We start from the raw sequence: 14,747 nt of genomic DNA on the forward strand, positions 1-14,747 counted from the left end.
ACCTCGACCGTGTCAGTGACTGTGGCACTCGGCGCACATCCGGTCCGTCTGCTTCACACCCTGGGGATCCCATCCCTTGGGGTGCGGATTGAGTCCCAATGAAGAGCGGTGACAGGTCCGGCAATCGCCGGGGCCGCCGCGATCGTGGCAGCTCGCGCACGCGAGGGTCTCGGTGCGGGCTTTTTCGCCGTGGAAATCCTGGGAGCCCTTCGTCATCCAGCCCGCGGGGTGCCGGTAGACGGACGTCTCGGCACGCGCCCCGACGCCGCGCTGATTGTGGCAGTCAGTGCAGGATTTCGTGCCGTGGCACTTGAGGCACGAGGCCTGATTGACCTTCGCCTCGATGCGATGCGTGGTTTCCCAGTCGCCGCGATGGATGAGGCCCGCCCGCACCTTCTCGGGGTACTTCAGGCTGGGCTTCAGGTCCTCGTGCTTGTTGTGGCAATCGAGGCAGTAGCTCTCGGTATGGCACTGCGTGCAGGTCTTGCCGTTTTTGCGCGCGTATTCCGAGTGCCGCCCCATGAAGTCGTTCGCGTGCTTATAGGACGACAGCTTCGTTAGACCGATGCCGCCGAAGTCCATGTGGCACTTCGCGCATAGCATCTGGTCGAAATCTTCCTGATGGCATTCCACGCACTTCGCATGGTCGGGCTTGCCGATGCCCGCGCCGACGCCGTAGGCGCCGTGGCAGTCCTGGCATTTCTTGTCGAATTCCTTGTGCGCGACGTGCGAAAACCCGACCGCCCGCTTGTACGACTTCGCGGGTTCGTAATTCAGCGCCTTCACGTCCTCGTGGCACGCCTTGCAGGATTCGAGCGAGGGGACGACGCGCATCACGCCGCCGTCTTTTTCGATCGCGCCGTGACAGACGTTGCATTCGAGTCCGACGTTCGCATTCAGGTGCTTGGCGTGCAGGTCCTTGGCGGAAACCGTCGTCTTCGCCGGCGCGGTCGCCGCTCCCGCGAGAACGATTGCGAGCGCCGCGACACCGAGCACGAGCGCGAAAGCCAAACCGCGGTGTTGATGGGGAAACGCGCGCATTAGAGCCACCGTTCCACGTTGTAGGTGATCTTGAGGAGCCCGCGAACATCCGAGTCGTAATACGGCGTGGCGCGGTAGATGCCGGTCGCCTGCACGCCGAGCTTCTTCGTGATCGCGTAGCCGAGGCTCAGGTCGCCGTCGAAGGCCTGATCGACGCCGTAGATCTCGTTGTCGAGCTGATAGAGGTTGCTGTTCACGGCGACGTGCGCCTTGTCGAACAGTCCCTGATACAGATAGGCGCGGATTTCGCTGTAACCGTTATCGCCGCGGTCGAGGCGGTAGTAGCGGCCGCCCAGCACGTTGCCGCGCGCCGCGCCCCACAGCAGTTCGAGGCCTCCGCCGGGCCGGGACGCGTTGTCGGCTTCGTCGTAGGTGTAGGCCGCGTAGCCACCGATCGCGCGCACCCGATTCAGGATCAGGTACGACAACTCGGCGTCGGCGATGTCGAGGGTCTCGGCGGAGAACACCGAGAAGTAGTTCATCGCTCCCAGGAACGCCGAGGGGAACAGGTGCGTGTACGTGCCGGTCACGCGAAGGTCGTTGACGGGATTAAGATTGAGCTGGCCGGTCGCGTCGTAAACTTCCTGATAGATCTGACTGAACCAGACGTGGCCGACGAGATCGATGTATTTGATCGGGGCGATGCGCAGGTCGCCGCCGACGTTGTTGCGGTCCCAGCGGTGCTTTTCGAGCCCCGCGCCGTAGGCCGCGCCGAGTTCGAAATAGCCCTTGAATTCGTAGGAAACGCGGGCGCCCCAGGCGAAGTCGCCGTCGCGCTCGCCGATGCGCGAATACGCCGGCATGCCGCCGAACATCTGAATGTTGAAGCCGCAAAACGGCGTGAGCAGCAGATCGACCGCGTCCATGATCTCGGCGGTCGGTCCCGACACCACGAAGTGCCGGCCGAGCTTCGCGTCCACCAGCCCGTCGAGGCCCTTCCACTGCAGGTAGGCGTAGGTTAGATCGGCGTCGCCGGGTTGCTCCTGATCTTCATCTTCGGTGTCCGCCGCGTCCCAGCGGCCCCAACCCGAGAAGTGCAGCGTCATTCCGGAGACGCCGAACTCCTGGGCGTGGACGTCCGCGTATTCGTAGAGCGAAAAGCGGCTGGTGTCCCGCCCGAGCCAAGATTCTTCGTAAACCGAGGAAAGCGTTTTCGAGCTTCCGTAGAAGTCCGCCGCCAGACCCGGCGCGGCCCAGACGCCCAGAATGATCAGGGCGAGAAGGACCGTCACGGCTCGTGATTTCATCCCGGTGTTCATGTCATGCGCCCTTTCCGGCGAAGCGCAGTGGGTTCGTCCCGCGTCGGAAATAGGCAAATCGGGTGCCAAGACCCAAAACCCGTGTCACGGTTAAGTCATTGAATTTTCGACGAAATACTATTGAGACCGGGTATCGACAAGCGGATTCACCGCCGGTCCGGTCTCAAATTGCGACCACCCGGAGATCGCGGTCTCAAAATGGATTTTGCCGGGCTCGCGCGATTTGTGGCGAAGTCCACCACTTAAGGTGCAGCGAACAGGGCACACAGGCCCGGTCGTCCGTCCGGCCTGGTGTGCGAAACCGGCGCGAAGGCGAGATCGAAAATGGGCGACCCGCCGCGCGAGTCGCCCTTCCAATTTCATCTCGGGGCAGGAGGGATTCGAACCCCCGACCTACGGATTCCCCGCGCCAGCGAACGAAGCTCGTCGATGCTGAGGACGCGCCGGTTGTCGTCTCCGTCCAGTTCCAGCCCACCGCAATACGTCAACGCGTCGGCGAACTGCACGTGTGTCGACTGGTAAGAGTCGCGGCAGCACATCGACCCCGTGACGTTGTCGGTCCAGGTCAGGTCCGTGTCATCGTCTCCCGAATCATCGTCGGCGGTGTCGTCATCGTCGGGTCCCATTCCCAACCGAGGTCTCTTCGGAGATCAAACGTGAGGCGCGATCCGCGATGTCGGCGTGTTTTCCGTGGTTCTCCGAAAAACGGACATCATGCGAGAAAAGACCGGCGGGTGGAATTCGCCCGAACGCGCCGGCCGCCTAGGACCAGGCGGACACCCTTGGAAACAACCGCATGGACAATAAATAATCCGCGAAGCGGAACAGAGAGACCGCCAGGTGCCCGGCATCCTCGACGAAACCGAAAAACCCCGGCCAACGGTCGAGCCGCGTATAAAACGCCGCCATCATTTGAATCAAGCGCCAGCGGAGGATTCTGTCGGACTGACGCGTGGCGGCGTCGTGCCGGAGCTTGGCGCCGAAAGACTCCTCGTAGGCGCCGACGGAAACGACGCTGAGGCGCGTTTTCCGGAGGTATCGAATCGTCTCCCTCCGGTCCTTTTCCCGTTCACCGGGGACGCCGATCATGAAGTGGCCGATGGTTTTGATCCCGCGCCGCTTCATCATCTCGACCGCGCGGGGGACGTCGGCCAACTCGAAGTCCTTATTCAGGGCCCGCAAGAACTCCGCCGATCCCGTTTCCACACCGATGTGCGCGTACTCGAATCCCGCATCCGCCATCGCATCCACGATCTCCCGGCTCAAAGGATTCGGCCGGAACCAACACGTGAAACGCATGCCGGGGAAACGCCGGGCGATGGTTTCACACAGGCGTATGGTATTGGTTGCCGAAAGGTTGAACGTCGCTTCCCGAAAAAAAACCTTGCGGACTCCCATGTCGTAGAGAAACTCCAGTTCCTCGATCACCCTTTCCAAGGGCCTGAACATGGGTGCTCCGAGATCGGGCACCGGACAGAAGGAGCACTTCGACGAACACCCGTGCGATCCGTAAACGGATGCGAATGGGGGTTTCCAATAAGGAAGATAATACTGGTCCAAACGGAGCAATTCGTGGCGCGGCACACCGTAGTCCACGGGATCCCGTTTCCAATCGGAAACGACCTTCCCGTTCTCCCACCAGGCTGCGTTGATCGGTGCTTCGCCGCGCATTCTCCGCACGAAGCCCTGGGACGTGAAATCGGCCAGGATTCCGTCGAGGAACGAGTATTCTTCGAGAAAAACCTCCTTTTGGCCGTAAGTGATATCCCCTTCGGCGAAAATCACCGCACCGGTGGTTTCCTTGATCCAGCGCAGGATGCGCATGTCGGAGTCGATGGTGGGCCAGGCAACGAGAGAGAAAACGCCGTCGGGCCGAAACGCCTTCAGGGTGCGTTCCAACGCTTTGAATCCCGGAGTTACCACGCCGTCGTGTATCCGCAGTTCCATGTCGCGCATGTGGGCGGATTGGATCAGCAGGTCAAGGGGATGCCATATGTACATGGCGGATTTAGCCGTCGGGTGAATCGTGTCCCTCATGATGGGCCGTTCGGCCGGAGGATTCAGAAGAAGGATTCTAGTCATGGGTCCTCCTTCGCGGAAAACGCCCATGCGCGGGGTGTGTAGAGACTCGGCCAGACGGGTTCGCAGCGCCAATCGCGACCCAGGAAGAACGCCGCATCGGCGTTGCCCAGCCGGCGGAACAACCACGGCTGTAATAAAAATCCTGGAATCGGCGGGTGAAACGCTTTTTTGCCGACGCGGTTTTCGTAGTGCCGGGCGACGTTTCGCCATGAATACTCTCGCCCGTCGGTCAGCAAAAAAACGCGCCCTTCGGCATGCGCCTCGTCGGCCAGCATGCACAACATCACAGCCAGTTCCCTTTCGTGAACGGCGGAAAAACGCCCACGGGCCACCGGAAAAACGCGGCGCGCGGCCATTTTCAGAAAACGTCGGGAAAACCGATCATGAGGCCCGACGACCATGGGAATCCGACCGATGACGCAACGCGGATAGCGGGAAGCGACGTTTTCCCCTTCCCATTTCGAACGCCCGTACGCAGTGAGCGGAAGGGGCGGTGAGTCGATCGTGAGCGCGCGACCGTCGGTGTCGGGGGCATAAACGGCGATGGTGGAAGCGAAAATCAACCGGGGGGGCCGGGGGAGACCGGCGAGGGCTTCGACCAAGTTGCGCGTTCCGTCCACATTGACACGACGCAGATGCTCTTCACCCGCGTCGGAGTCCAGTGCCGCCGCCAGATGATAGACGGTGTCGACGCCGACAAACCATTCCGGGGAGATGGTGTTCAGATCGCCGCGAACGGTTTTCACGCCGGGTGTTTCCATCGGCCGACGGTGAATCAGCACCGTCACGTCCGCGCCGAGCGTCAGCAACTCATCGATCAGAGGCCGACCGATCGCTCCGGTTCCGCCGGTGACGAACACCCGCCGCCGAGTCTCCATCGCGTTCATCACCCACCCAAACCCAGGATCTGCCGGAAGAACAACTGCCGGAAATTGCGCAAATAACTGTACAGCACGAAGCGGTTCCGCAACCGGGACAGACGCCGGGCCCAGAACTTCGGACTGAGATAGAAACGTCGATAGAAGCGCTTTTTCCATCTTTCCAGTTCGGCGCGATCGAAATCCCGTGAACAGGAGTCTCCGAACTCGAGCGGCACCGACTCGCCGCTCAAAGCCCTGTCCGGGGTCACCGCGGCGCCCATCAGTTCCGCGCCTGGCCGTGGTTCGAAAACGTTGAAGGACGCGAAGTCGATATGGGCGCGGCGAAGAAACGCCTCGGTTTGCATGACTGTATCCCGGCTTTCTCCGGGCAGCCCGAGCAGGATGTGGGAGAGGGTTTCGATGCCGTGCCGTCGGCAGGCTTCCAGTGTCCCCAACGAGCGATCCATCCGAGCGCTCGGCTTGTGCTTTTCGAGGAGTGCCGGGCTGCCGGTTTCCAGGCCGAATGCAATGAAGCGGCAACCGGCTCGGGCCATCAGCGCGACTTGCGGGTCGTCCAACTGATCGGCGCGGGCGTTGCAGAACCACTCGACCTTCCAATTCATTTCCAGGATGGTGTTGCAAAAGAACTCAACATAACGAGGGTCGCAGTTGAACGTCGCATCCCGAACCTGAAGGCTTCGATAACCGCGCCCGGCGATCCAGGCCAATTCGTCGGAAATTTCGTCAAAATGACGTTTTGCGAAGTGAAGGGAACCGGTGTTGCAATACGTGCAGGAATGCGGGCACGCGTGGGACAATAGGATCCCCGCCGTGGGAGTGGGCAGACCGAAGGGGAATCGGTATCGACGCGAAGAAAACAGATCGTGCAAAGGGATCGGGTAGCCGAAACTCGCCCCGGTGGGTATACGACCGACAACCGTTCGCCCTTCGCGGCGATGCGTAATGCCGGCGTCCGGGCTCAGGAATCCCCGCATACTCCAAGCGGCCAGATCGGGAGTTGCAATGTCCAGCAGAACGCCGTCGATCCAGGGCGTGGTGTTCAAGACCGCTTCGCTGTGGAACCGGGGGAGATCTCCGCTCACGGCGAGCAACGTTTCCGTCGCCCGTTTCAACCGCTCAAAGAACGGACGGTCCTCCTTCCAGGAGAGGTGGCTGGTCAACGACAGCACCACGCGCGGGGCGAGTTCGGCGATTCGGTCGATCGTCCGATCCGCATCCCAACCTTCTATGATCGCGTCGATGAGCACCACGTCGTGGTCGGCGGCGAGGAATCCGCTTTGCACCAGCAGGTCGAGCGGCTGCCAGTAGTAGTGAGCCTTGTCGATGCTGCTGCAGTAACAGTCCCGGATGTAGCGTTGAGTCCCCGGCGGATTGAGCAGGACGGCAAAGGGCCGACGTGCCGGTTGTTCGTCGATTCTCATTGCCGCCGAGCCTATCATCCGTTCCGGAGAGTGACAATAAAAGTGACGTCAAGAGTGACAATCAACACGAAAAGCGGGAGCCGCGGAGGCGACGGGAATTTGCAAGGCGACAACTCGGCCGAAAGCCGACCGGCGGGTCGCTCGACCCGCCTCGGGTCGGGGATGGCGCAACCCGAACCGGAAGGGAAGTGGCGGTCGGTATAGAGAAAGTCCGAGGGGAGAAGCGCACGCGAGCGATCGATCCGCAGCCGATCGCACGGGGCGGCTGCCCCGTGATCCAGCCGGACGCGTCCGCGGGAACGCCCGTCCGCAGCATCCGCTCGCCGTTCAATTCCGAGTATGCACCTAATGGCTCGGGTGTCTGCACGCCACCGGGCTCGGCGCGGTTTGCACGTCTCGGCGCATGAACGCGGCGCTGACCCACTTCATCGAGAAGACGCTCAGCCGGTTGACCGCCGGAACGTTTCGGGCTTTCTGCACGAGACCGCTGTCGGCGATGCGCAGAAACCACGCCCAAACCGGGTGACTCGTTCGGTAAACCTCGTACCGGAATTTTCGCTGTGCGCGGCGGACGTCCTTCGCTGGGAACTGCGGCATATCGATGACCGACTCGCGATAGGTCCGAAATCCGCGCCAGTGACCTCGAAGCCATCCCTCCTTGGCGCTCATTTCCCAAAGCGAGCTTCCGGGAAACGGACTGAACACAAAGATCATTGGGCTCGGTCCGGTGCCGGGCGAGACCGTTGCGCGACGCGAGTAAACCCGTCGGTTCAGCTCTATTGTCTCGCGGTGCATCTCCGGCGTTTCATGAGGCAAACCGACCATGTTCGTCAGGTGAGGACGGATGCCGATTTCGTGCAGGTAGTCGCAGACTTCAATCAGACGTTCGTTGCTGCACCCCTTTTTCAGGATTTCATTGCGGATGTAGTCGTTGCCGCTATCCGCGCCGAGCCAGATCACAGCGCAGTTGGACGCCTTGAGCGCGTCCATGAGTTCGTGGTCCAGGCAATCGGCGCGCGTGAGGATTTCATAGGGATACGCGAATTTCGCCGCGTATTTTTCGGCCCATTCCATCGCCCATTGTCGATTCCAGGTGAACGTATCGTCACGGAAATAGATGTGATCGAATTTGTATTTCCGCTCGAGCATCTCGATTTCGCCGAGGACATGCTCGACACTGCGCAACCGGCAGAACTCCCCTTCTCCGAGGTGCGCCTGCGGCGGCACACCGCAGAACGTGCAAATACCAGGGCAGCCCCGTCCGGCCAAGAGCATCACCCAACGGTAGTTGAAGTCGATCATCGCTTGATAGTCCACAGCGTCGTAATCCCAGAATGGCAGGGAGTCCAGGTCTTTCACGAAGCTGCGGCACGGGTTCTTAATGGGTTCGCCGTCTGTGCGAAACCACAGGTTCTTGATTCCGGTCGGGTCCGCTCCGTCGTTCAGCGCCTGGAGATAGTCGCGGAAGGCGTATTCGCCTTCGCCCACGCAAACAACGTCGATATCCTTGTAGTTGATCAGCGTATCGGGGGCGATGCTGGCGTTTTTTCCTCCACAGATCACCGGAACGTCCCTACGCCACGCCTTGCTCGCGGTCGCCAACTCTTTCATGTACAACGCCTGCGAGCCGATGCCGGTGATGCCCACGACATCAGGCTCGAACGCCCGCAGCTCGTCCTGGAATTCGCGCAGCAGACGGTGCGTGTTGACGATGTGGATGCGCGTCTCATAGCCGAACTGCTTGAGATACGCCGACAACGCGCCGAGGTCCGTGGGGAAGACGTTCGGCATCAGAGTGTCCAAGTTGGGAAACACGAGCAGGATGCGTTGAAACGAGTTCATTCCGACGTCCTTTCCGCGGGCCTGTCGTCCGGGTCTGGCATGCGCCAAGGTGGAAACGTGAAACTCCCGGCGGGTTTCGCCCAACTCTTCGGCGCACACGGAATGCGGGAACGCCTTCGAACCGCAGCCGAACCCGCGTCTCGCCCGGCACGAACCATTCACCACCATCTTCCGGTTCGCGTCAAGGCCGTTTCGGTGCAAACGACGAGATTCGCGGGGCGCTCCACGCGGCCGAAAAAAAACCGACGATTCGATTTCGAGGTGGCGCAAAGAACTCGTTTTCGCCTACCATCTTCGCCGGACAATGGACAGGATAGAAAGCCTTTTCTTGGTGGTATGACTTTCCATCGGTCGGATTTCCCCGATGAATGGCGAACCCAAGAGGCGCACCCGGACGGTCAGAGGGAAAGATGCGGAATGATTCCTCCATCGGGGTCGATCGCTTGAAAGTCGGCACGACTTGCGAGTACGTCCCCGTCGAATTGATCGAAGCCGCCGGCGGCTGCGCGGTTCGCTTGACCGGAGCGGGAGGGCATGACGGCAACATCGGTTTTTACACCCACGTCAATCTGTGTGGATACGCCAAGGCCGTCGTTTCCGAGGCTCTGGACGGACTCTACTCCGATCTCAGCGCGGTCGCCGTCATCAACAGTTGCGACGCCATGCGCCGCGTCGGCGACCTGTTCGCAACCGTGGCACCGAACCTCCCCTCCCATGTGATCGACATTCCGCGCCAATCGGACGACGAAGCCATCGACCTGTTCGTCGTCCGCCTTCGTCAGTTCGCCGCGTTTCTGGAGAGAGCGCTGTGCCGACGCGTCGACGAGGATGCGCTGGGCGACTGCATCGATTCCTCAAATCAGGCCCGCGCGTTGGCGGCCCGCTGGGAGGAGGAGGGGCGACGTGGAGGTTTTCCCAAAGGGCTTCGCTTCCACTACGCTCCGTTGACGCAACGGCACCGGCAGACCTCGCGGGAGTTCGTCCGGGACATGACCGGCCAGCTCGAGGCGTGGAAAGCACAGACCCCGACACCCGCCGCCCCCCGCGGCAGGCCTCGCTTGCTGGTGACCGGCGGTTTTTCTCTTCTCGATGAGGTTTTCTCCGCGCTCGATCAAGCCGGCGTGGATGCCTGGGCCGTGGATCACTGCCACGCGGGCCGGATGACCAATCGGATCGAGCGGACGGACGATCCGTTTCGCGATCTTGCCGTCGCTTATCTCAATCGGAGGCCGTGCCCGCGCATGTCGTTTGCGGACCGCCGCATCGACTGGTTGGAGGAGGTGGTCCGCGATATGCGCGTCGACGGCATCCTGTACGTTCTTCTGGGGAATTGCGATCAATTCATGTACGACGTAACCCTGCTCCGCGACCGCCTCCGCGACTCCGGGACGCCGCTACTCGTGCTGCAGACCTCAATGCCGGGCGCCCGGAACGAACAGTGGAAAACCCGACTCGATGCGTTTTGCGAAATACTTCACGCTCGTTGAAGGACACGATGACCGCAACACCGGTTTACCGCAACAAATTGGAACTGACGCGGGCGCAGGCGGAAAAGTACCCCGCGATCATGAACGCCCCGGTCGAGAAGCTCGATTACCGCGGGTTGATGCTTCGGTATCAGTTTCAAAACGCGTTCGACCTGTACAGCGGGCTGCCGTCGGCCTGGTGCAATTTCCTGATCCCCTCGGAGATTTTCCACGCGATGGACATCATCCCGTTCGTCTTGGAAAACGAGGCGGCGCTGCTGGCCCGGACAAGCCAGTCCCGGTCTTTTCTGGAGTCGGCGGATGCCCTGACGGGTTTCCGCGACATCTGTTCCTATCAACGCGCCTCGTTGGGAGCCTTTCTCCAGGAGTTCCTGCCCAAGCCCACCCTGATCGTCAATTCCACCATGCCCTGCGACAGCGTGGGGAAGTTGTGCGAGGTTCTGGGCAAGCACTATCAGGTTCCCACCTTCCTGCTGGACATCCCTTACGACCGGGACGAGCACTCGGTTCGATATCTCACGGCGCAGATCAAGAAAATGGTACAGTTTCTGGCTGACGTCACCGGCCGGAATCTGGATCCGGAACGGTTGCGGCATGCCCTTTCGCTCTCCAACGAGTCGCGTGCGGACCACGTCGCCGCCAACGTCCTCCGGCAAGAACGCGAGCCACTCATTGCGGGCAACGAATGCCTGGGCTTGTTCGCCACGGCGATCATCACGCTGGGCAGCGGGATCGGACGTCTCGTCTATCGCCGGTTCCGCGAGCAACTCGAAAAGACGGCCGTCTCGCGCAGCGCCGAGGAGCGGGAACGCCTGAGCCGCGACAAGCGGATCGTCTGGTACCATTTCAAGCCGTTTTTCGACGACCGCCTGATCCGCCGGATGGAAGAAGAGCTGGGCGCGCGCATCGTTTTCGAGGTCGTCAACGACGTGTACTGGGAGCCCTACGATCTGGACCGACCCTACGAAAGCCTGGCGCGCAAGCTCCTGTCCATGATGCTCAACGGGCCATTGTCGTTCCGGCTCGAAAACTTCGTATCCGCGATGGAGAGATTCCGCGCCGACGGCGTCGTCAATTTTCTGCACTTCGGGTGCCGACACTACAATAACGGCAGCGTCCAGTTCCAACTGGAATGCCGGCGGCGGGGCATCCCCTATCTGGGTTTCGACGCCGACTGCATCGATCCGTCCAACTACGCGGAAGCCCAACTCACCACGCGGGTCGAGGCTTTCGTGGAGTCCCTGTACGCGTCGGCGTGAACGGACCGGTCAGGAGTTGTACCAGGACGGCTTGCGGAGCGTGAGCATCCGCTCGGCGCCGAACAGCGAGTGTTTGACTTCCGACACAAAAAACTTGGCGGCTACCCGCAGGAACCACCAGTAAACCGTCCGCTTGAACCAGTGCCTGGTGAACAGGTTTTTCGCGTAACCCGGTTTGCGCAGCATGAACCGCTTCATCATCAGGTACATCATGCGCGACAGCTCTTCCTTCGACAGGAATTTCGTCGGCCAGAGCGGCGTGAACCAGTCCATCTTGGAGTAGTCCACCTGCGGAAGCCGGTCGGAGGCTTTCATCTCCGCGTACATCCGTGTGCCGGGCGCTGGCGTCAGGAAATGGAAACTCGGAAAATCGATGCCGATCGAAACGGCATAGTCGATCAGGTCGAGCAGTTCCTGCTTGCTGTCGTCCTCCAGGCCGATGATGAAAGTCCCTTGCAAAAAGACCTGCGGATACCTTTGGGACATCATGGTGCAGGTTTCGGAAACCATGTCCCGCGTATAGCGGATCTTGTGGAATAGCTCGAAATCCTTGTCGCGGTGGCGCTCCACACCCACGATCGTGTAGGCCATGCCGGAGCGAACGAGCTTTTCGAGCACCCCCGCTTTTTCGTCCCGCATCAGCGAGTCGGCACGCTGAAAGGCGAACCAATGAATTTTCCAGTTCCTCTTGAGAATCTCCTCCGACCAACCCTCGTTCCATTTCTGGTCGGCATTGAAGGTGCCGTCGATCCAGGCGAAAAACCGTCGATCGTATTTGCCGTACAGGATTTCCATTTGCTCGATGGTCTTGTCGACGGACTTGGTGCGGTAGGTCGGAGTCGGGACCAGGTCCCCCAGCGAATTGCGCCGCCATTCGCTCTCGGTCGGCCAGAACGCGCAGAAGGTGCATCCCGAGAAACAGCCTCGACTGTGGAAAAACGGCACCATGCCCGGAAAGGCCCAGAAAACACCCCCCCGCCCGTAGTGACGGAAGTCCATCAACTCGAAGTCGGGAAGAGGCAGGATGTCCAAGTCGGGGATGATGGGCCGGGGCGAATTGATCACGACGCGCCCGTCGCTCACGTAGGCGATGCCCTTCACTTTGGAATAGTCCGGCGATCCGCTCAGAATCTCCTGGATCAGCTCAAGAAAGGTGAACTCGCCCTCGCCCAGCACCGAGATGTCGATTTCGGAGTTGGGAAGCGTCTGCTCGGCCACGTAGGGGAAGTGGGAACCGCCGGCCACCACAACGCAATCGGGGTTGATCTCCCGCGCCAGGCGCGCCACGTGAAGGCCTTCCTCGCTGTAGCAGGTCTCGTCACCGAAGCCGACCACATCGGGTCGGATGTCCCGCATCATGCGGGCCAGCGTCGTCCACCCGATCTTCCGCGCGCAGCAGTCGATGGCTTGAATCTCGACTTCCCCGGCAGTCAGGTGTTGCTTCAGTACCGCGGACAGACAAGGAAAATTGAGCGGCATCCAGAAGTTGTCGTCCTCGTTGACGTAGACCCAGAATTTCCGGGGTGCCCGGACGAACAAAATCTTCAAAGGCGCCATGAAACCTCCTGTTCGATCCGCGCTATTCGCTTTTCTTAACGCGCCGCAGTTTCCCCGGCGACGGCTCGATCCCGTCCGGCGCGACCGGGTGCGTCCTGAAATCCATGAGGAACAGAGGGGCCAGCGAAGCCTCCACACGGCTCAGTGCGGTCGCGTCGGCCACCGCTTCGAGCACGACGGAGTCCCTGCCGACCACAATGCTGTAGGCGGTCGGACGACCGAGTTCCCGGAACAGTCGGTCCTCGATGTCCCGCGCCCATATCTTCCCTTCCCGGGTCTCGAAGCCGTCGACTTTGCGGCCGCGCACGACGATCCTCGGTCGATGCCCGGGCTCCAGAACCTCGATCTCATCGCCCAGGGCGTAGCGGACGGCTGGCGAGCCTTGCGCCTCCAAATTCGTGACCACCAATTCACCGTTCACCGACTCGTAGTAATTGGCTCCGTACAGAAGGACCTCCGCACCCAGTCCGTGCCCCAGGCCGCCGGGGTCGACGGAGCCGTATAGGTTGATCACCTTGGCACGAAACTTCGCGCCAATGTACTCGACCAACCAGGGCGAAACGACCTCGCCGCCGATCATCACCAGTTCGATTCCCAGTTTTCCCGGGTTGACGCCGACCGCTTCAAGACTGGAAACCAAGCCGGGAACTTTGCTGGGAAGGCTGAGCACCGCGCGAAAACGCATGCGGCGCAACAGCACCGGCAGGAACGCGCCGAGCATCTGCAGCGGAGGGGAGACGATCGACATGCCGGCCCGTCGCGCCATTTGGATGAGCAAGGTGCCGCCGCCCCAGCTCTCCGGGGTCAGGTTGAGAACGAAACCGGAGGACGGAACACCCAAATCGACGAAATCGTCTCCCAGAGCGCGGCATTGGACGTCTTCGAGGGTGTAGCCGAAGTACTTGGCGGTCTGAGGCCCCCCTGACGACGCGAGTACGCGCTCGATGCGGACCATTTCCACGGCGACCCGGTCTTCGACCGGAACATCGGCCACTTCCTCCGCCTTCGTGATCGGCCATTCCGCGAACTCTTCGAGGGACGCGATCCGCTCTGGCAGTTTTTCCAGTCGTTGCTTCCAGAAAACCGAGCGGCGTGCGACGGCAAGAGCGGAATTGACGCGGGCCACCAACCCCGATCTCATCGAAACTGGGTAGAGTTCCATGAACCCTCCATTTCTTTTCTTCGTACTGATAACCCGCTGGTTTGTCAATCCGTCGCGACGACCGGAAAGGCTCTGCGAAAAGAAGTCCACCACGAACAAACCGCGGTTCCTGAAGCGTGGTGGGCCTCTGAGTATAATTCAACACTTGGCGGCGGGTTTGATTTTGCTCACCGAATTAAATCCGTTGGTTACGGATTGATTTTTCTGAAAAGGATGATAATGCAGCTCCTGTAAACGTCTCGAAAATCCCGATGCGGAGTTGTTATATCATTTTTGTGCATTGGAAATGGCCACATGCACGTTCGAGCCAAGCGGAGTTAACAGGGTGTTGAAAGACCGTGGAGTCGCTCGAAAAGTGTATGTCAATTCGAGCGAGGCCGTCAGACCGAGTCGAGAAATCCTATTATATATCGCTTGCTTAAGTTGTCTCCCCTGAAAATCGCCTTAACTGATTGAAAACACTGGACAAATAGTCGTTTTCGTGCTAGTTCTGTTTTCCGGGAATCGGGCATATCCACCCCCAAAACCGGTGACAGCTGGCGCCAAAGCAAACCCCTCCGCTCTCGGATTTCGACCTCTACCGCAGCCACGTCAACCAGATCCGAAAACCAGCGCCACGAGCTGATTCTGCTCGGCAAGGCGATCGACTGGTCGATTTTCGACCGGGAGTTCGGCCCGCCGTACGAAGCGGCGCACGGTCGCCCCGGTCTGCCGACGCGCCTGATGGTCGGGCTGCATTTCCTCAAGCACACCTTC

10 protein-coding genes are annotated in these 14,747 nt (G+C 60.6%); 2 read left to right on the forward strand and 8 right to left on the reverse strand.

The features are described 5' to 3' along the window. Positions 1-12 precede the first annotated feature (12 nt). The 6 genes from IT350_14555 to IT350_14580 all read right to left on the reverse strand — a co-directional run bounded on the left by IT350_14555 (position 13) and on the right by IT350_14580 (position 8,526). Positions 13-1,041 (reverse strand): hypothetical protein, encoded by a 1,029-nt coding sequence (locus IT350_14555; GenBank protein ID MCC6159268.1) that lies wholly within the window; start codon positions 1,039-1,041, stop codon positions 13-15. Beyond that, positions 1,041-2,273, reverse strand: coding sequence for a hypothetical protein (locus IT350_14560; GenBank protein MCC6159269.1), 1,233 nt, complete (start codon positions 2,271-2,273; stop codon positions 1,041-1,043). Before IT350_14560 ends, IT350_14555 begins: the two co-directional genes overlap by 1 nt. Positions 2,274-2,659: 386 nt before the next feature. Further along, on the reverse strand, positions 2,660-2,932 hold the full coding sequence (locus tag IT350_14565; protein MCC6159270.1) for a hypothetical protein: 273 nt from the start codon (positions 2,930-2,932) through the stop codon (positions 2,660-2,662). Between the two features lie 130 nt (positions 2,933-3,062). Then, entirely contained in the window at positions 3,063-4,454 is a 1,392-nt protein-coding gene (locus IT350_14570; protein ID MCC6159271.1) for a radical SAM protein, read from the reverse strand. An 814-nt stretch (positions 4,455-5,268) separates the two neighbouring features. Further along, positions 5,269-6,684, reverse strand: a complete 1,416-nt coding sequence (locus tag IT350_14575; protein MCC6159272.1) for a radical SAM protein — start codon at positions 6,682-6,684, stop codon at positions 5,269-5,271. Positions 6,685-7,029: 345 nt separating this feature from the next. Beyond that, a complete protein-coding gene (locus IT350_14580) occupies positions 7,030-8,526 on the reverse strand; it encodes a B12-binding domain-containing radical SAM protein (protein MCC6159273.1) in 1,497 nt (498 codons plus the stop codon). Positions 8,527-9,008: 482 nt separating this feature from the next. On the opposite strand from IT350_14580, the gene IT350_14585 reads away from it, so the two are divergent. Continuing rightward, positions 9,009-10,013, forward strand: a complete 1,005-nt coding sequence (locus IT350_14585) for a 2-hydroxyacyl-CoA dehydratase (GenBank protein ID MCC6159274.1) — start codon at positions 9,009-9,011, stop codon at positions 10,011-10,013. 8 nt (positions 10,014-10,021) lie between these two features. Then, positions 10,022-11,272: a 2-hydroxyacyl-CoA dehydratase gene (locus IT350_14590; protein ID MCC6159275.1), complete on the forward strand. Its 1,251-nt coding sequence runs from the start codon at positions 10,022-10,024 to the stop codon at positions 11,270-11,272. A 9-nt stretch (positions 11,273-11,281) separates the two neighbouring features. Here the strand turns inward: IT350_14590 and IT350_14595 are convergent, their stop codons facing one another. Together IT350_14595 and IT350_14600 are read right to left on the reverse strand one after the other, a co-directional pair. After that, entirely contained in the window at positions 11,282-12,829 is a 1,548-nt protein-coding gene (locus IT350_14595; GenBank protein MCC6159276.1) for a cobalamin-dependent protein, read from the reverse strand. Positions 12,830-12,851: 22 nt separating this feature from the next. Next, entirely contained in the window at positions 12,852-13,991 is a 1,140-nt protein-coding gene (locus tag IT350_14600) for a phenylacetate--CoA ligase family protein (protein ID MCC6159277.1), read from the reverse strand. Between the last annotated feature and the right edge of the window lie 756 nt (positions 13,992-14,747).

It is taken from the genome of Deltaproteobacteria bacterium, assembly GCA_020845895.1.
Lineage (GTDB): Bacteria > Lernaellota > Lernaellaia > JACKCT01 > JACKCT01 > JADLEX01.

What these genes read in the sequence shown, in the direction of transcription:
- IT350_14555 (MCC6159268.1), bottom strand. Translation starts at nt 1,041, where the DNA reads ATGCGCGCGTTTCCCCATCAACACCGCGGTTTGGCTTTCGCGCTCGTG.
- IT350_14575 (MCC6159272.1), bottom strand. Translation starts at nt 6,684, where the DNA reads ATGAGAATCGACGAACAACCGGCACGTCGGCCCTTTGCCGTCCTGCTC.
- IT350_14580 (MCC6159273.1), bottom strand. Translation starts at nt 8,526, where the DNA reads ATGAACTCGTTTCAACGCATCCTGCTCGTGTTTCCCAACTTGGACACT.
- IT350_14590 (MCC6159275.1), top strand. Translation starts at nt 10,022, where the DNA reads ATGACCGCAACACCGGTTTACCGCAACAAATTGGAACTGACGCGGGCG.
- IT350_14595 (MCC6159276.1), bottom strand. Translation starts at nt 12,829, where the DNA reads ATGGCGCCTTTGAAGATTTTGTTCGTCCGGGCACCCCGGAAATTCTGG.
- IT350_14600 (MCC6159277.1), bottom strand. Translation starts at nt 13,991, where the DNA reads ATGGAACTCTACCCAGTTTCGATGAGATCGGGGTTGGTGGCCCGCGTC.